This window comes from Paraburkholderia dioscoreae (genome assembly GCF_902459535.1).
GTDB classification, from domain to species: Bacteria; Pseudomonadota; Gammaproteobacteria; order Burkholderiales; family Burkholderiaceae; genus Paraburkholderia; species Paraburkholderia dioscoreae.
The window spans coordinates 3035861-3052867 of sequence record NZ_LR699553.1; the positions used below are offsets into that span (position 1 = coordinate 3035861).

Annotated in this window: 18 protein-coding genes and 1 tRNA gene; 9 read left to right on the forward strand and 10 right to left on the reverse strand. The window is 62.3% G+C overall.

The genetic code is table 11. From position 1 onward, the window contains the following. Positions 1-9 precede the first annotated feature (9 nt). Together PDMSB3_RS13555 and PDMSB3_RS13560 are read right to left on the reverse strand one after the other, a co-directional pair. A complete protein-coding gene (locus tag PDMSB3_RS13555) occupies positions 10-1125 on the reverse strand; it encodes a porin (RefSeq protein WP_007181204.1) in 1116 nt (371 codons plus the stop codon). A 499-nt stretch (positions 1126-1624) separates the two neighbouring features. Next, a tRNA-Leu gene (locus PDMSB3_RS13560) sits at positions 1625-1709 on the reverse strand. A gap of 180 nt (positions 1710-1889) precedes the next feature. Here PDMSB3_RS13560 and PDMSB3_RS13565 point away from each other — a divergent pair. After that, complete coding sequence (locus PDMSB3_RS13565) at positions 1890-2960, forward strand: LacI family DNA-binding transcriptional regulator (protein ID WP_007181203.1); 1071 nt, start codon at positions 1890-1892, stop codon at positions 2958-2960. A 182-nt stretch (positions 2961-3142) separates the two neighbouring features. Here PDMSB3_RS13565 and PDMSB3_RS13570 read toward each other — a convergent pair whose 3' ends face one another. Beyond that, positions 3143-3796, reverse strand: coding sequence for a hypothetical protein (locus tag PDMSB3_RS13570; protein WP_007181202.1), 654 nt, complete (start codon positions 3794-3796; stop codon positions 3143-3145). 579 nt (positions 3797-4375) lie between these two features. Here PDMSB3_RS13570 and PDMSB3_RS13575 point away from each other — a divergent pair. Genes PDMSB3_RS13575 through PDMSB3_RS13595 form a run of 5 tightly spaced genes read left to right on the forward strand, consistent with a single transcriptional unit; the run spans position 4376 to position 9142 of the window. Continuing rightward, a complete protein-coding gene (locus PDMSB3_RS13575; protein ID WP_007181201.1) occupies positions 4376-5425 on the forward strand; it encodes an ABC transporter substrate-binding protein in 1050 nt (349 codons plus the stop codon). Further along, positions 5422-6246: an ABC transporter permease gene (locus tag PDMSB3_RS13580; RefSeq protein ID WP_007181200.1), complete on the forward strand. Its 825-nt coding sequence runs from the start codon at positions 5422-5424 to the stop codon at positions 6244-6246. The genes PDMSB3_RS13575 and PDMSB3_RS13580 overlap by 4 nt, the downstream gene beginning before the upstream one ends. 47 nt (positions 6247-6293) lie before the next feature. Then, entirely contained in the window at positions 6294-7214 is a 921-nt protein-coding gene (locus tag PDMSB3_RS13585) for an ABC transporter permease (RefSeq protein WP_165186614.1), read from the forward strand. Beyond that, positions 7211-8269 carry an ABC transporter ATP-binding protein gene (locus PDMSB3_RS13590; protein ID WP_007181198.1) on the forward strand — a complete coding sequence of 353 codons (1059 nt, stop codon included), beginning with the start codon at positions 7211-7213 and terminating at the stop codon, positions 8267-8269. Before PDMSB3_RS13585 ends, PDMSB3_RS13590 begins: the two co-directional genes overlap by 4 nt. 45 nt (positions 8270-8314) lie before the next feature. Beyond that, on the forward strand, positions 8315-9142 hold the full coding sequence (locus PDMSB3_RS13595) for a phosphodiesterase (RefSeq protein WP_165186617.1): 828 nt from the start codon (positions 8315-8317) through the stop codon (positions 9140-9142). Between the two features lie 10 nt (positions 9143-9152). Here the strand turns inward: PDMSB3_RS13595 and PDMSB3_RS13600 are convergent, their stop codons facing one another. Continuing rightward, positions 9153-9638, reverse strand: a complete 486-nt coding sequence (locus tag PDMSB3_RS13600; protein WP_007181196.1) for a DUF2569 domain-containing protein — start codon at positions 9636-9638, stop codon at positions 9153-9155. A gap of 250 nt (positions 9639-9888) precedes the next feature. Here PDMSB3_RS13600 and PDMSB3_RS13605 point away from each other — a divergent pair, with 250 nt between their 5' ends. Then, positions 9889-11091 (forward strand): MFS transporter, encoded by a 1203-nt coding sequence (locus PDMSB3_RS13605; RefSeq protein ID WP_007181195.1) that lies wholly within the window; start codon positions 9889-9891, stop codon positions 11089-11091. 28 nt (positions 11092-11119) lie between these two features. Here PDMSB3_RS13605 and PDMSB3_RS13610 read toward each other — a convergent pair whose 3' ends face one another. The 5 genes from PDMSB3_RS13610 to PDMSB3_RS13630 all read right to left on the reverse strand — a co-directional run bounded on the left by PDMSB3_RS13610 (position 11120) and on the right by PDMSB3_RS13630 (position 13474). Then, positions 11120-11548, reverse strand: coding sequence for a response regulator (locus PDMSB3_RS13610; protein WP_035518538.1), 429 nt, complete (start codon positions 11546-11548; stop codon positions 11120-11122). A gap of 20 nt (positions 11549-11568) precedes the next feature. Continuing rightward, a complete protein-coding gene (locus PDMSB3_RS13615; RefSeq protein ID WP_007181193.1) occupies positions 11569-12201 on the reverse strand; it encodes a response regulator in 633 nt (210 codons plus the stop codon). A gap of 149 nt (positions 12202-12350) precedes the next feature. After that, positions 12351-12923 (reverse strand): ferritin-like domain-containing protein, encoded by a 573-nt coding sequence (locus PDMSB3_RS13620; RefSeq protein ID WP_007181192.1) that lies wholly within the window; start codon positions 12921-12923, stop codon positions 12351-12353. A 103-nt stretch (positions 12924-13026) separates the two neighbouring features. Continuing rightward, a complete protein-coding gene (locus PDMSB3_RS13625) occupies positions 13027-13188 on the reverse strand; it encodes a DUF1328 domain-containing protein (RefSeq protein ID WP_006052455.1) in 162 nt (53 codons plus the stop codon). A 109-nt stretch (positions 13189-13297) separates the two neighbouring features. Then, a complete protein-coding gene (locus PDMSB3_RS13630) occupies positions 13298-13474 on the reverse strand; it encodes a DUF1328 domain-containing protein (protein ID WP_007181191.1) in 177 nt (58 codons plus the stop codon). Between the two features lie 210 nt (positions 13475-13684). On the opposite strand from PDMSB3_RS13630, the gene PDMSB3_RS13635 reads away from it, so the two are divergent. Then, the gene (locus PDMSB3_RS13635; RefSeq protein ID WP_007181190.1) at positions 13685-15154 is read left to right on the forward strand and encodes a sensor histidine kinase; all 1470 of its coding nucleotides are present in this window, start codon (positions 13685-13687) and stop codon (positions 15152-15154) included. 236 nt (positions 15155-15390) lie between these two features. Further along, positions 15391-15525 carry an entericidin A/B family lipoprotein gene (locus PDMSB3_RS13640; protein ID WP_007181189.1) on the forward strand — a complete coding sequence of 45 codons (135 nt, stop codon included), beginning with the start codon at positions 15391-15393 and terminating at the stop codon, positions 15523-15525. Positions 15526-15870: 345 nt separating this feature from the next. On the opposite strand, the gene PDMSB3_RS13645 is transcribed toward PDMSB3_RS13640, so the two are convergent. Further along, a complete protein-coding gene (locus PDMSB3_RS13645; protein WP_007181188.1) occupies positions 15871-16665 on the reverse strand; it encodes a DUF4397 domain-containing protein in 795 nt (264 codons plus the stop codon). Between the last annotated feature and the right edge of the window lie 342 nt (positions 16666-17007).

Below are 17007 nucleotides of genomic sequence, written 5' to 3' on the forward strand. Positions count from 1 at the left end.
TTAGCCGCTTCAGAACTTGTGAGTAATACCGAGGCGTGCGTCCATCTGTTTGTTGGTGAGCGACGGGTTCACGAACCATCCGAGTTCCGGGTTGACCCCGGCAGATGCCTTGATATAGTCGCCGGACACGTACACCGTGGTGCGTTTCGACAGATAGTACTGCACCCCGGCCGACACCTGATTCCACGCATGACCCTGAAGCGCATCATGCTGGGCGCTCGCAATCAGCCCCCAGGCCGGCGTAGGGTTGTAGATCGCGCCGCCCTCGAATACATGCATGTACGAAGTCATGCCGTGGTAGCCCAACTCCGTGTTTGTGAAGTTGGCCATCACCGTCACCTTGCCGAACTTGTAACTTCCGCCAACTGCGAAGATGTTGTACTTGTTGAGCACGAAAGCGGTGTTCAGATCCGTTGCTTTCGTACTGGTGACCGTGGCGACCGTCTGCCCGAAAAATACCGGCGTGCCGAGCTGCCCATACGGATCGATCGATTTGCCCGGCAGCGAGGCCCAGGCCAGCCCCAGATGAAGCGGGCCGAAGATGTAGCTGCCACCCACTTCCCACGCACTGCCCGTATGGAAGCTTCCAGGAACGTTGCTGAACGAATACATGATACCGCCCTTGAAGCCGCCAATCCTGGGCGATGTGTACTTCACCGCATTGGGCAGGCGGTCGCATTCCATCCGGTCGATATCGCCTTCGTGAATACCATATCCGCTCGCGTAGAAGCCGACGTTGTAATCACACATGTAGTCCGAAATGATGTCGTACTGATCACCCGCGGTCACGGCGCCCCACTTCTGACTCTGCAGGCCGACCCATGCCTGGCGGCCGAAGATCGCGCCACCATTTCCGGTCGCCCCCGTGTTGAGATTGAACCCGCCTTCAAGATCGAAGATCGCGGAAAGACCGCCGCCCAGGTCTTCCGTTCCCCTAAGTCCCCAGCGGTCTCCGTGCGCGATCCCGCTAGCCAAAGCGTTCGAGCTGTGGCCACCAATGTTGGAAACGTACGTGTAGCCTTCGTCGATCAATCCATACAAAGCCACACTACTCTGCGCGTGGGCGAGATCGGTTGCTGAAGCCAACCAGCCAAATGCGACGACTGCACCAACCCAATTCTTCATTTCACGTTCCCCTGTAAATGTAGTATTCCTAACATATAAATGTTGAGAAAAAACGCTTGTCACGTGCCTCGTCGCTACGGGAATCGACTCGTCGCCGCGCGGGAGCCGTGTATCGATTGAACGCAGCTTATGTTTTACAAAAAAAATGTACAATAATTTTTATGTTATTGAACATTAGTCGTGATTTGTGGCGTGAAAGGCATCTGCGAGGGTCGGCGCCTATCTGCGCAGCGGGTGTTGGCGCATGCCGCCAAGCATGGGAAGGAAGAGCGCCGTGCGCAGCCACGGCGATTGATTGAGCGGGTCGGTTGCGGCGGCAATCGTACGCACGCGGCAGTGTCGTGGAGTCGTCGGCCGGCTTTGTTCGTGGAATTTGCGTAAACCCTATGCCAGGAAAGGCGCGGAAAGGCATGCGTCGCCGGCGGATCTGATCAGGCAGAAAAAACCTTACTGCGCAGAGGAAGGCAGGGAGAAGAAGGAAATATGCGGAGAGTTGCAGTGGTGCCGGGGACCGGACTTGAACCGGCAAGCTGTGAAGCGGCGGATTTTAAGTCCGCTATGTTTACCAATTTCATCACCCCGGCAAGGGTCGGAACGCAGGTGGACGCGAATTCTACCATTTCGCCGCGAGCGTACCAAACGCTGAGCCGCCTGCCTCGCGCCCCGATTCCAGACGCCGCAAACCAGGAATTGAATTCATCCTGGAGTCACAAACCTTCCCGATAATCCGCTCACGAAAACGTTTACGACCCGAACGGAAACTCATGACTCCGACGATCAAAGATGTCGCTGCCCACGCCGGATTCTCCATCGCCACGGTATCGCGCGCGATCAACGCGCCGCACACCGTCAACCCGGTCACGCTCGACAAAGTGCGTCAGTCCATCGACGCCCTGCACTTCCGCCCCAGCCCGCTCGGCCGTCAATTGCGTGGCGAACGCACGCGTCTGATCGGCGTCATCCTGCCGACGCTCGCCAATCCCGTATTCGCCGAGTGCCTGCAAGGCATCGACGAACTCGCGTCGGCGCAAGGCTACCGGCTCATGCTGATGACCACGCAGTACGACGCCGAGCGCGAACGCCACGCTATCGAAACGCTGCGCGAACAGCGCGTGGAAGGCCTGATCCTGACGGTCGCCGATGCCGACACACATCCGCTACTCGACGAACTCGACCGCGCAGGGCTGCTGTACGTGCTGATGCATAACGACACGGTGCGCCGTCCATCGGTCGCGGTCGACAACCGTCTCGCCGCCTATGACGGCGTACGCATGCTGATCGCCCATGGCCATCGCCGCATTCTTATGCTCGCGGGCACGCTGGCCGCCTCGGACCGCGCCCGTCAGCGGCACCTCGGCTATTCGCAGGCCATGCAGCAAGCCGGCCTCACGCCGGCGCCCGCGCTCGAGGTCGATTTCAACGCGGAGGAACTGTCGCCCGCCGTGCTCGCCCATCTGACGAGCGGCGCGAACCGCCCCAGCGCGCTCTTCTGCAGCAACGATCTGCTGGCAATGGTGGTCATGCGGGGCCTGCGCCGCGCGCGTCTGCAGATTCCTCACGACATGTCGATTCTCGGCTTCGACGGCCTCGCAATGGGCGAACTGCTGTCGCCGCCACTCGCCACCATCTGTGCGCCTAATCGCGAAATCGGCTGCGCGGCCTGGCAGCGCTTGCTGGCGCGCGTGACCGGCAGTTACGAGGCCATGAGTGAAACGTCGCTCACGTTGACTTTGCCGCACAGCTTGCGCGAGGGCGCCACTATCGCTGCGATTTCGAACCGCAACGAACCCTCGCCGTTGCGTGCCTCGGCAACCGTCGAACGGCCGTTTGCATGAGACGCCCGCGCACCGGCCATTGGTGACTGCTGAAACCGGATGCGCCGTACAGTCGGCGTCGCACGCCGTAGTCGACGAAAACAGGCTCGCTCTGCAAAATGAGTGGAAGCCCGACAATCCCGTACGAAACTGCCCCGCGCCGTTCCTGATCCTGGCGCCGGGCATGAACAGGGAAGAAAAGACTATTTCAAGGTGGCGGTAAATATCACGGTCTTTACCGTCACTTCGTCGACTGCGCCAGAGATATTGAAGCTACCGTGCACCACCTCATTGGACTTGAACGTGCCTTTCGCACCTTTATAGTCCGAGCCTACGTAAAACTGAACCCCGAAGGTAAAATGCTTTACCCCGTTCATACACTGCTTTTCCCTTGAATCCCCCACGTCATATAGATTGAGGTATGAATTATTAGCGGGAATGAATCCTGAATTATCTGCACACGCGTCGTTTGTAATTTTGATTGCATAGTATATTCCCGGCGCAGTTGTGCTATACAAAACAGCCTGATGGGAGTTGCCGTTGGCGTCCGTGACAGTCGCATATTTATAGTCCGTCGAACCCGCGCGATTATTCTTACCCCTCAATGCCTGCCCGCCCTGCCCGAGATCGCAGTTCGAAGTGATATTGTCATCGGTGGGTGTGATCGACATGCTGCCGGTTGGCTTGATCACCGTATATCCTGACTTCGGCGCAACGACGTTTTGAAACACCAGATTGTTGATATTCAAATCCACAGCGTCATGGGTTTTCTCAAAATAGCATTCCGTGGCTGCGTTAGCAGGCGCGCAAACAGATAAAAGCAGGGCAGTCAGAGCCAACAATAGATTGGTTTTCATACAATCCTCTAATATCAGAAATTTACGGTGACCTTCGGACAAACCGGGATCCAAACAAGATGCCTTTATAAAACCTCCTTTTTTATAAATTCAGTTGATCTTGTCATTCATAGCCGCTTAACAAACGGCGATTTCATAGTGAATTTGCCCCCACTCGCCGCCCATCGGAGAACTCCTAAAGTCGCAATAAATCAGGGACCGGTATTTCCATGCGAATCAGATATCGCAGGAAAATGCGGAGGCGGACAGACCATACAAAACCATCGGATCCGGTCGGACTGGTAATCGGCGCGCGCCCCCCGCTGGGCTATTTCGTCGCTCGTCCAACGTTCGTCCCGACATCCGCAACCTGCCTTCGCTTCGTCGCGATCACCTCAACGCGCATGCCACGGCGGCAGGCCACACGTCATAGCGTCGTCACATACGTTCCCGATAATCCGCTCGACGAAAACGTTTACATCCCGAACAGCACGGCATGCCGGCGCTGTCCGATGCCGCATCACGTGACGTGCATTCCGTCAGTTCACCCGTACTCGACACAACCGCTGAAGCCACCTTGTCCATCTCTGGGAGATTGCTGTGACCCGCCGTTCCTCCACCGCTTTTGTTCGAGTGCGTCAGTTGGCGCGCGCCGCGTTTGCCGCATCGGCACTTGTATTGACTCTGGCCGCGCCGTCGCTCGCGCACGCCGACGAAACCGCGATCTGCTACAACTGCCCGCCCGAATGGGCCGACTGGGCGAGCCAGATCAAGGCGATCCAGCAAAAGACCGGCATTCGCGTGCCGTTCGACAACAAGAACTCCGGCCAGTCGATCGCCCAGCTCATGGCGGAGCAGAAGAGCCCGGTCGCCGACGTGGTGTATCTCGGCGTCTCGTCGGCTTTCCAGGCGAAGGACAAGGGCGTGATCCAGCCGTACAAGCCCGCGCATTGGGACGACATTCCCACCAACATGAAAGACCCGCAGGGCTACTGGTTCTCGATTCATTCGGGCACACTGGGCTTTTTCGTCAACAAGGACGCGCTCGAAGGCAAGCCCGTACCGCGCTCGTGGGCCGACCTGCTCAAGCCCGAGTACAAAGGCATGATCGGCTACCTCGATCCGTCGAGCGCGTTCGTCGGCTATGCGGGCGCGGTCGCGGTAAATCAGGCGCTCGGCGGCACGCTCGACAACTTCGAGCCGGGCCTCGACTGGTTCCGCAAGCTCAAAGCCAATGCGCCGATCGTGCCGAAGCAGACCGCGTATGCGCGCGTGATGTCCGGTGAAATTCCGATCCTGCTCGACTACGATTTCGACGCCTACCGCGCCAAATACAAGGATCACGCGAACGTCGAATTCGTGATTCCCAAGGAAGGCACGATTTCGGTGCCGTACGTGATGAGTCTCGTGAAGGGCGCGCCGCATGAAGCGAACGGCAAGAAGGTGCTCGACTTCGTGCTCTCCGACGAAGGCCAGAAGCTGTGGGCCGACGCCTATCTGCGCCCGGTCCGCGCGAATGCGATGACGCCGGAAACCGCCGCGAAATTCCTGCCGGCGAGCGACTATGCGCGCGCCAAACCGGTGGACTTCGGCAAGATGGCGGAGAAGCAGTCGAGTTTCGGCGAGCGTTATCTGCAGGTGATGCATTGAACGACATCACGTTCCCGCTGCGCTGGCGCATCGCGTTGATTGCGCCCGCGCTGGCGGTGTTCATCGCCTTCTGGCTGTTGCCGATGGGCGCGCTCGCGCAGCTGAGCGGCGACGGCCACGCATTCGCCACCTATCGCGCGATGCTGACCAATCCGCGCTACATGTCGAGCCTCGGCGCGACGGTTCTGCTGTCCGCGGCGGTCACGGCGGCGACGCTGGTGCTGTCGGTGATCGCGGGTCTGCTGCTGGCGCGCCGCGAGTTTGCGTTGAAACGCACGCTGCTCGCCTTGCTCACGTTTCCGCTGGCATTTCCCGGCGTGGTGGTCGGTTTCATGGTCATCATGCTCGCGGGACGCCAGGGACTGATCGGCGCACTCTCGCTGAAACTCACGGGCGACCGCTGGGTGTTCGCGTATTCGATGAGCGGCCTCTTTCTCGGCTATCTGTACTTCTCGATTCCGCGCGTGATCGTCACCGTCATGGCGTCGGCGACCAAGCTCGATGCGTCGCTCGAAGAAGCCGCGCGCTCGCTCGGCGCGTCGCCGTGGCGGATCATGCGCGACGTCGTGCTGCCCGCGCTCTCGCCGGGTTTGATCGCGGCGGGCGCGGTGTGCTTCGCCACCGCGATGGGCGCATTCGGCACCGCTTTCACACTCGCCACGGACATCGACGTGCTGCCGATGACCATCTACACCGAGTTCACCCTCAACGCGAACATGGTGACGGCCGCCGGGCTCTCGATCGTGCTCGGCCTGGTGACGTGGGCGGTCCTGGCGTTGGCGCGCAGCGTAAGCGGCTCGGCCGTGGCGGCAAGCGCATGAACGGTATGTCCAGGCCTGGCGCTGCCAGACCGGAAGACGGGACTTCAATGAATTCCATCACTGCCTCTTTACAGCCGGCGGCGAAGCCGCGCCTGCGCCTGCGCCTGCGCCTGCGCCTGCGCCTGCCGGGCGCCAGAACGTGGCTCGCCGCCGGCCAATGGTTCGTCACACTGTTGCTGTGCGCGTTCCTGATCGTACCGGTCGTCATGTCGATCATGGCGGGGCTGACGGTCAACTACTTCAAGGGCGTGTCGAGCGGACTCACGCTGCGCTGGCTCGCGGAAGTGTGGACGCAATATCACGGCTCGGTGTTTCTCTCGCTCGAAGTGGCGGCGGCGACCCTGGTCGTCACGCTGCTGACCGGCGTGCCCGCGGGTTACGTGCTCGCGCGCAGCAAGACGCGCCTTTCGCGCATCATCGAAGAGTTTCTGGTGCTGCCGATCGCGCTGCCCGGTCTCGCATCCGCGCTCGCGCTGCTGGTGGTGTACGGCGGCTTCACCGTGTTCCGCATGAGCGTGGCGTTTATCGTGGTCGGCCATGTGGTGTTCACGCTGCCCTTCATGGTGCGCGCGGTCGCCGCCGTGTGCGCGAGCAGCGATCTGCGCACGCTCGAAGAAGGCGCCGCGAGTCTCGGCGCGAGCTTCCTGCAGCGCTTCGTGACAATCGTGCTGCCGAACGCGCGGCCCGGCATCGTGGCCGGCGCGCTGGCGGTGCTGACGCTCTCGATCGGCGAATTCAACCTCACGTGGATGCTGCACACGCCCGACACCAAAACGCTGCCGGTGGGTCTCGCCGACACCTACGCGTCGCTGCGCATCGAGATCGGCAGCGCCTACACGATTCTGTTTTTCATCATGACGATGCCGCTGCTCGTCGCCATGCAGTGGCTCGGCGTCGATGCGACCGGCCAGCGCAGCGCGGCGAAAAAGCGCGTTACCGCCTCCTCTTCGAAGTCCCCCCAGCCATGAAACTCGCTTCCGTTCCCGCTGCTGTACCCATTGCGCTGACGCAATGCGCGAAAACGTTTCGCGGCACGCGCGTGCTCGAACCGCTCGATCTGCATATCGGCGCCGGTGAAACGCTGGTGCTGCTCGGGCCGTCGGGCTGCGGCAAGACCACGACGCTGCGCATGATCGCCGGGCTCGAAACACCGGACGCCGGCGGCCGCATCGCGTTCGGCGCCGACGACGTCACCGCCCTGCCGATCGAAAAGCGCCAGGTCGGCATGGTGTTCCAGAGCTACGCGCTGTTTCCGAACCTGACGGTGCGCGGCAACATCGGCTATGGCCTGAAAATCAGACGTGTGCCGGCTGAGACCGTGCGCCAGCGCGTCGACGAATTGCTCGGCATGATGCGTCTGACCGCGCACGCCGACAAACCGATCGATCAGCTCTCGGGCGGCCAGCGCCAGCGTGTCGCGCTGGCCCGTGCGCTCGCGGTGCAGCCGCGCGTGCTGCTGCTGGACGAACCGCTCACGGCGCTGGACGCGCGTTTGCGCGACGCTTTGCGCAGCCAGATGAACACGCTGCTGCGCGAGTTGGGCATCACGACCGTGTACGTCACGCACGATCAGGCCGAAGCGATGGAACTGGGCGATCGCATCGTCGTGATGAGCGCGGGGCGCATCGAGCAGATCGGTTCGCCGCGCGAGATCTATTACCGCCCCGCCAACCGCACGGTCGCGCAGTTCGTCGGCACGATCAACCGGCTCGCGGGCGAACGGCGCGACGGCATGCTGACGACCACCGGCGGCGCCGTGCCGCTGCCCGCAGGCTCTACCCACGCGAGCCCGGCACACGAAATTTTCTTCCGTCCCGAAGACGCTTATCTTGCCGACCCGGCTCATGCGCAATTGCGCGGCCATATCGAAAGCACCGCGTTTCTCGGCGAACGGACACGTCTGACGGTCGGCGGCGCCGCACCGGACGCGCTGCTGATCGACGTAGCCGGCCGGGTGGAATTGGCGCGCGGCACGCCGGTCGGCATTTCAATCGCGCAGGACGCGTTGATTGCGCTATCGTAATGAAGCCGCGCTGTTTTCTTGGCGCGCAATAAAAAGGACATCCCCATGCTGCTGGCTCAAATTAGCGACCTGCATATCAAACGGCCCGGCGCGCTCGCTTACCGCCGCGTCGATACCGGCGCCTATCTCGCACGCTGCGTCGCCGCCCTGAATGCGCTCGAACCGCGTCCCGACGCGGTGATCATGACTGGCGACCTCGTCGATCAGGGCGATCCGGAACAGTACGAGCATCTCAAGACACTGCTTGCGCCGCTGGAAATTCCCTACTTCATGCTGGTCGGCAATCACGACGAGCGCGCTGCGTTGCGCGCCGCGTTTCCCGATCGCAAGGAACTGGCGAGCGGCGGCGAGTTCGTGCAATACGCGGTCGATCTCGGGGCGCTGCGACTCATCGCGCTCGATTCGATGGTGCCGGGCCAAAGCGCGGGCACTCTGTGCGACGCGCGGCTCGCCTGGCTCGCCGCGCAACTCGATGCAGCCCAAGGCAAGCCGACCATAGTCGCGTTGCATCATCCGCCGTTCGTGTGCGGCATCGGGCATATGGACGAACTGCGGCTCGATCCCGCCGCCGCCGACAGACTCGCGGCGTTGATCGCGCGTTATCCGAACGTGGAGCGGGTGATCTGCGGGCATGTACACCGGCCCATGTTCGTGCGGTTTGGCGGCACGATCGCCTCCGCGGTGCCGGCGCCCGCGCATCAGGTCGCGCTCGATCTGCGCGAAGATGCACCGTCCGCGTTCATGATGGAGCCGCCCGCGTATGCGCTGCATCACTACGATCCGGCAACCGGTATCGTCACGCATCACGCCTATGTGGATGCCGCCGATGGGCCGTATCCCTTTTACGAGCCCGAGGGCGATCTGATCGATTGACGCTCGCGGCTCACGCGCCGATGAAAGTCTCATGCACGCGCCGGGACGACCTGAAATACGGAATCCCGAGCGCGGCTGCAACCACCGCCTGAATGACGCCGTCGTACGGAACGGCAATGTCGATGCCGATGGCGTGCGTCATGTAATCGCCGAGCAGATATGCGCCGGCACGCATCACGACAATGGCGACGAGCCATGCTTGCACCTGCGCCACAAAGCGCGCCGATCTGCGCCACGCGAGCAGCGCCAGCCAACCCGCACCTGCGACGATGAACACGCCGGTAGCGACGTCGCAGCCGACCATCGCGACCACGGCGCGATACCAGCCGTGCGTTTCGCGTCGTACGAATACGGCCAACAGTTCCCATTCGAGCATCAGCTTGAGCGGATCGCGCATCGCGATCGCCGTATGGAGCACCCAGGCGGCCAGGCAGATCAAGGCGAGCAGCAGCCAGCCGCGGATGCGCAGAGGTTCATGTGGGGTGGTCGAGCGCATGGAGTCGTTCTGATAGTCGTGTGGGTTGGTAACCGGATAACGCGCGCCGATTCTACGAACGAAAACCGAACGACCATCTCATTTTGTTCGCGCGGCGTTTTCAAGCGGCGCTTTCCCATTGACCCTGTTCATGCAAGCCATATGCGGCGCTTTCTCAGCGCTCGCGGCCGTCTGCACGATCCGCCTGGCTCCGGTATGATCGGCACGCTTGAGGACCGCGCATGGGCCGGTCCGTCGACCGCCCTCTCTCATGTCCACTTCCAACCCGTCCACCCCCGCTTCCGCCGACCGGTCGCTGCGCGGCTTGCTGCTTCTGCTCGCCACCATCGCCGGCGTCGCGGTCGCGAACATCTATTACAACCAGCCGCTGCTCGACGACTTCCGCCAGTCGTTTCCGCGTAGCGCGTCGTGGGTCGGCGCGGTGCCGGCCGTCACGCAACTCGGTTACGCGGCCGGCATGCTGTTGCTGGCGCCGCTCGGCGACCGCTTCGACCGGCGCCGTCTGATCCTGCTGCAGATCGTGGGAATCTGCGGCGCGCTGGTGGTGGCGACCGCGGCGCCGACGCTGTCCGTGCTGATCGTCGCGAGTCTCGCGATCGGCGTGCTCGCCACCATCGCGCAGCAAGCCGTGCCGTTCGCGGCGGAACTCGCGCCGCCGGCGGAACGCGGCCACGCGGTCGGCACGGTGATGAGCGGTTTGCTGCTGGGGATCCTGCTGGCGCGAACGGCCTCGGGTGTGATCGCCGAATATTTCGGCTGGCGCGCGGTATTCGGCGCGTCCGTGATCGCGTTGCTGGTGCTGGCGGTCGTCATCATTCTGCGTCTGCCGAAGAGCCAGCCCACTTCGACGCTGCCCTACGGCAAGCTTCTGGTGTCGATGTGGCACCTGGTGGTCGAGCATCGCGCGCTGCGTGAAGCGTCGCTCACCGGCGCGGCCCTGTTCGCGGCGTTCAGCATTTTCTGGTCGGTGCTGGCCTTGCTGCTGGCCGGCGCTCCGTTTCATCTCGGGCCGCAGGCGGCCGGGTTATTCGGCATCGTCGGCGCGGCAGGCGCGATGGCCGCGCCGCTCGCCGGCAAGTTCGCCGACCGGCGCGGACCGCGCGCGATCATCACCGTGTCGATCGTGCTGGTGGCGATTTCGTTTGTCGTATTCGGCGCGTCGGCGAAAAGCATTGCGGGCCTGGTGGTCGGCGTGATCATTCTCGATATCGGCGTGCAGGCCGCGCAGATCTCCAATCAGTCGCGCATTTATGCACTCAAGCCGGACGCGCGCAGCCGCGTGAATACGGTGTACATGGTGGCGTATTTCATTGGCGGAGCGATCGGCTCCGGCGTGGGCGCGGCCGTGTGGCCGGCTTTCGGATGGCTCGGCGTGAGCGCTGCCGGGCTCGCGTTCGCCGGGCTGGCGGCGTGGAATCATCTGGCGCTTCCCGCCGACGCCGCGAAGGGTTAGTCAGTCGTCCCTTGCCGGCGCGGAGCGCTCATTTGCCGCTTCGCGCGTACGCATAGTCGTGCAGCGCGTCGATCACCCGGTCGAACTCGAACGACTTGTCGTAAAAGTGGCGCACGCCATATTGTTCGCAGCGCTCCCGGTAGGCGGGCAGCGCGTGATTGGTCAGGACTGCGGCGAACACCGCGTCGATCAGCCCTTCCCGTTGCAGGTAGGCCAGTACCGGCACACCCGAGCCCTGCTTCAACTGCAGGTCGACGATGACCGCGTCGAACGACTCATCGCTCAACAGGGCGATCGCCTGGTCCGCAGAATCCGCGTAGGCCGCCACCTTGAGCAGACCGGAGGCGTCGATCGCTTCCACCAGGCTTCTGCGAATCAGCGGCGAATCCTCGATCAGCAGCACACGTAATGGCGTGTGCCGGGCGGGCTCGGCAACAGGGTTCGATTCGCTGTTCATCGGCATATCTCGATCGTCCATTATTCGATCAAGCCGTTCTTGATCGCGTAATAAGTCAGATCGGCATTATTCGCCAACCGCATTTTCTCCAGCACGCGGGCCCGGTAGGTACTGACCGTCTTCACGGACAAATGCAATTCCTCCGCAATCTCCGTAGGAATCTGTCCCGCCGCGAGCTTGCAGAAAATCTGGAACTCGCGCTCGGAGAGCGCTTCATGCGGCCGCCCGACAGCCGGTTTGTCGAGGTTGTCGGCGAGCGTATCGGCGAGCGCCTCGGAGAGGTAACGATGCCCGCGCGCTACCGCACGAATCGCCCGCACGATCTCATCGGGCTCGCAATCCTTGTTCAGATAACCGTTGGCACCCGCGCGCAGCAGGTTGATCGCGTACTGGCTCTCCGGGTATCCCGACAGGATCAGCACGCCCTGGTTCGGGCGCACCTGCTTGATCACGCGCAAGGTGTCGATGCCGTTTTTGTCCGGCATCGCGATGTCGAGCAGCACCACGTCGAACGCCTGCTCGCGCACGAGGCTGATGGTTTCGTCGCCGGTGGCCGCTTCAGCCGCGACGCACATATCCGGCTCGTCAGCGACGAACTGCCTGAAGCCACCTCGGACGATCGCATGGTCGTCAGCTATCAACACTCGAATCATTGTTTTGGGTGTCCGTGCAATGGAATCGCGCCAGAGCAGACATTGTAGTGACCTCCGGTGTGGCTTCTGCCGGAATCGAAAAAAACCCGGTGGCGCATGCCGGCGCGGGTAACCCGCCAGACCCACCCGCGCCCATTGCGCCACCCCGCTTACTCGCGGCCTTCGAGCAGATCCGCCATATCGTCCGCGTGCTCTTCTTCGACTGCGAGAATGTCTTCGAACATACGACGGGTCGTCACGTCCTTATCGCCGAGATAGCGAATGATCTCGCGGTAGGTGTCGATCGCAATGCGCTCGGCGATCAGGTTCTCCTTGATCATGTCCGTGAGGTTGGCGCCCTCCTTGTATTCCGAATGCGAGCGCGTTTTCAGACCGTCCGGAGCGAAATCCGGCTCGCCGCCCAGTTGCACGATCCGCTCGGCAATGCTGTCGGCGTGTTCCTGTTCCTCCGCGGCATGCGCGGCGAACTCCGCAGCCACGGCCTCGGAGTTGATGCCCTTCGCCATGAAGTGATGCCGCTTGTAACGCAGCACGCAGACGATTTCGGTGGCCAGTGCGTCATTGCATAGTTTCAACACCGTCTCGCGGTCCGCGCCATAGCTTTGCGTGACCGGGCCGTCCGACATGTGCTTGCGAGCCTCTTCGCGGATCTTTGCAAGGTCCATCACGAACGGGTCGCTGGATTGAGTGGCCGCGCCCTGGGCGCCAGGTAGCTTCGACATTGAATTTCTCCTTTATCCGGTATGGGGGAACTGCGCATCACGCACGAATCGCGCCTGATGCGCCGGCGCAAGGAAAACGAGGAATGGCTGCTGCCATGCCCGTCTACGTTCGGAATACGCCGAGCAGCAGCGTGACCACGAACACGACGAGGAAAATGTAGAACAGAATCTTTGCAATTTCGGCGGCGCCTGCCGCGATTCCGGTAAAACCGAACACGGCGGCAATGATCGCGATCACGAAAAAGACAATGGCATAGTGAAGCATGGCAACTCTCCTTCCTGTTGGTATCTGTGTGGCATCGGCACAGGCCGTTGACTGGCGAACCGTCTGCCGTGCGCAAAGCCACGGTTTGCGAACGCCTCGTTGAGCAGCGCTAATCGACGATCTTTTTCGTCACCACGAAGCCCAGCACGAGGAACACCACGCACAGAATCACGAATACGATAAACAGGAACTTTGCAATCGCCGCCGCGCCTGCCGCTACGCCGGTAAAGCCAAGAACCCCGGCGATCACCGCGACGACGGCGAAGAACAACGCCCATTTCAGCATGATGGCTTCCTCCCGAAACATTGATTGAACGATCAGGTCCATCCTAACGATCAGTGACGCCGGGCGCATTCCGACGCACGCCGGTTTTCGTGTGAGAATCCGCTGACATTGGATTACGGCCGCGTTACGGCAATGCTGCATTGCAGGAGCGAACGCGCGGGCGCCGCAAGCGGCGGACGTTACACTGATGCCCCATCAGAGGAGCCGAATGTGCCAAATGTGCAGAACGTGCCGAACCCGGTCGATGCTGGAACCGCCGCCCGGCTGAGCGACTGGATGCGCAATCGCAGCTGGGCGATCGCCATGACGGTGGCGATCGTCATTACCGTGGGCGGCCTCGTGATTCTCGAAACCGCGCGCGAGCGCATTGCCGCCGAGTACGAGACCGCACTCGAAGCACGCGACGTCACCGTGCAGCTGAGCACCCTTGCGAGCCAGCTCTCGCGCCTGAGTGCGCAGCAAAGCGATTTTCTTCTGACAAGGCAGGACGCCGCCGCGCGCGAGTTCTGCGCTACCGCTGTGCGCATCCGTCAGAGCGAGCAACTGTTGAACCGCTTCTACCGCAGCGGCAAGGCGGACAGCGCAGAACTCGCGAGCTTCACGCAGATTCTCGCGCTGATCGAGGCGCGTATCGGCGCGGGCGCGTCCGCGCTGCAGGGCGCGGCGCCGCATCCGCTCGACCTGGCCACGTGCGGCAGCGCGAGCGAGGCCAATCCGGCCGACGCGTCGCTGGTGGACAGCACGCTCACGCTGCTGCGCGACAACGAGGAGCGCCGCGCGCAACACGCGCTCGCCGCGAGCCGCGGCGATCAGCGCATCTCCACGCTATGCGCAGCCGGTCTGTCGGCGCTGAACATCGTGCTGTTCATTCTGCTGTTTCGCAATCTCGGCATTCAGATCGATCGTCAGGCGCGTGTGCAGCGTCAATTGATCACACAACAGGAAGGACTCGACCAGCTCGTCAATGAACGCACCCGTCAACTGGAGGCGCTCGGCTGGCACCTGCAGGCGGTCAGCGAAAACGAAAAGACCCAGCTCGCGCGTGAACTGCACGACGAGCTCGGCGCGATCCTGACCGCGAGCAAAATGGACGTGGCCTGGGCCAACCGCAAGCTGAAGGACAGCGCGCCGGACATCTCCGAGAAACTCAAGCGGGCGCTCGCGAATCTCGATCAGGGCATCGCGCTCAAGCGGCGCATCATCGAAGACATGCGGCCTACGGTGCTGGCGAACTTCGGGCTCGTCACCGCGTTGCGCACGCTCGCCGACGAAGCCGCGCAACGCAACAACTGGACGCTCGACCTGCACCTGCCCGCCGACGACATCAAGCTCGACGAGCAGACCGAGATCGCGCTGTTTCGCGTCGCGCAGGAGTCGCTCACCAATGCCGCCAAATACGCGCGAGCCTCGAAGGTATCGATCGCCTTGCAGGTGGGTGACGGCCAGGTGGCGCTGCATATCGCCGACAACGGCGTCGGCATCATGCCCGCCGATCTGAAGCGCACCCACACTCACGGGCTGCTCGGCATGCGCCAGCGCGTAGCGGCGCATGGCGGGCGCTTCGAGATCCGGCGCGGCGTGCCCAACGGCACCGACATCCACGTGGAGATGCCGAGCGTCAGCACCGCGACGCCTTCGGTCGATCTGCCGCCGGCCACGCCCTCGCGAACGTCCGTCTAGCAAAGGCCCACGCAAAGCGCTAGTGAGGCTTGTAGGAGTGCGCCGACGCAAACACCGGAGCACGCCTACATGAAAATCGCAGTGCAGCCGACAGCGCCGCCTCCGCCCTTTTTTTACCATGCAATCAGACCGGATCGACTGGCGTAAGCCCCGGTCGGACGACAGCTAGCTCAGCTAGCACGTGCCGTACAACATGGGCACGTCAACCGATGCATTCTCGACAAGGAGAACTTTTCATGAATCGACTGATCGCTTTGCTTCTCATTGCAGGGACAGCTGCGCTCGCCGGTTGCAACACGATGGCGGGGGCCGGGCAGGATATTTCGAAGGGTGGCAACGCTATCACCAACTCGGCCGATCAGGCCAAGTGAGCGGCGTCTAACAAGAAAGAAGCACACGGCCGGCGCTTTGCAGCGCCTGGCATGAGAGATAGGGAGAGCCCGCTGCGGGGAAGAACCGCGGCGGGTTTTTTTGTGGCTGGAAGGTGGTACGCGTGGTACTTCGGTGGTACGCGTCGTACTTCATGAGCGCTTCATGGATACTTCACGCGCGCTTTACGCTCGCATCGGTCACGGTCGTGGCTACCGCGCGTGGTCGAAGCCGCAAACAAGACGGCGATCCACTCACGTGGATCGCCGCTCCGTCCTCCCGGGACCTGTCGTTTATTGCCGTACCCGCTCCGTTAAGGCTTCGATCGCAGGCGATTTACAGCGCGCTTATTGGCCCGTCAGCGTGTTCGTCAATTCGACGCTCGGCGTCTGCGTATTGCCGTTCTGTGCCACCAGCAGATGGATCTGGCCCGGCACGAGCTGGCTCAGCGCACCCGCGATCGGCACCGACGTCACCAGCCAGTCGGCATTGTTCGACAACGTGAACGCCGTCGACTGGAAGATCGGCGTCTTGCTGCCCGCCACGGTCGCGATCAGCACGTACGTGCCGCCGGACACATAGATCGAATCCTGGCCGCTCGCCGGCACCGCGTTCTTGAAGGCCACGCCGGCCATGGTCGGCGCGGCGTTGGTAATGTCGGTCGAGGTCGATTGGACCAGATACAGGTCGAGATTGGTCGCGTTCGCCGACGCGTTGAAGCCGCGCAGACGTGCGCTATTCGAGAGCAGGCCCTTGTCGAACGGATCGTCGATCAGGCCGATGTCCGGTGCGGCGAGGCCCGGCAAAGCGAGCACGGTGTATTCGTGGCCCTTCGCCACATCCGGAAAGCTGCCGCTCGCGAGCGCCGTCGTCGTGCCGGTCGCGGAGTAAGCGACCGTGGTCGCACCCGTGTTGATATTGGTGAAGTTCGTCACGCCTTTATAGTTGATGTTCGTCTGTCCCGAGGGCGCGGTGCCGTTCACGAGAAAGTCGACTGCCGGGCCGCTGGGAATGGCATGGATGAAATGGATCTCCGGATTGGTCAGCCCGAGTTCCTTGCCCACGTCGTCGGAGCCGCCGCCACACGCGCTCAGGATGGATGCAACCGCAGCCATCGCCACCATGGTTCGGATCAGTTTCATTATGTTCACCTATCGATGTTGTCGGGCTCTCGGCCCATTGATTTGTGGACGTCCCGCTTCGGACAACACGCCGACTGAAACCTTGTTCGCTGGTCGTTGGAACGGTTCAGGCCGGCTCTCCGAAACGGAGCACCCCCTCCTATCCCTGCCGCACATCGCGCCTTTATCCGGGCGGCGCGGTCCGTGTCGATGGACGCTCGCTTCGAGCAATGCGTGTGCCGCAGGCTTCCACTTGGCTGGTGGCGGCTGAAGAATGTCTTACGGGGCAATGACTTGCGGGGATTAGAATTTTTCCTCGGAGGGTTGGCACGCCGCGCGGTGTATCGTTCGTGCGCATCCAAT